The organism is Phosphitispora fastidiosa (genome assembly GCF_019008365.1).
Classification (GTDB): Bacteria; Bacillota; Thermincolia; order Thermincolales; family UBA2595; genus Phosphitispora; species Phosphitispora fastidiosa.
This window is the reverse complement of sequence record NZ_JAHHUL010000230.1, coordinates 1-226: the sequence shown is the minus strand read 5'-3', so window position 1 is coordinate 226 and position 226 is coordinate 1. Positions and strand designations below refer to the sequence as shown.

General features: G+C 44.7%; 1 rRNA gene. It reads left to right on the top strand.

Annotated elements, in window-relative coordinates:
- Positions 1 to 153: 153 nt before the first annotated feature.
- Positions 154 to 226, top strand: a 5S ribosomal RNA gene (gene rrf / locus Ga0451573_RS19615); the annotation flags it as partial.

Below are 226 nucleotides of genomic sequence, written 5' to 3'. Positions count from 1 at the left end.
GAGGACTTGACCTGAAGTAGTAGTGAAATTCTCTTACGAACAAATTCTCTGTAAAGTTTTGAGGGAACAAACCTCAAAAAGTTCCAAATGGTTTGCGAGAGCAAACTGTTTAGGAACGAGTATGGCAAGGAAGTTGATAAACAGTTTGAATTTTCCGGTGACTATGGCGAGAGGGATCACCCGTTCCCATCCCGAACACGGCAGTTAAGCCTCTCAGCGCTGATGG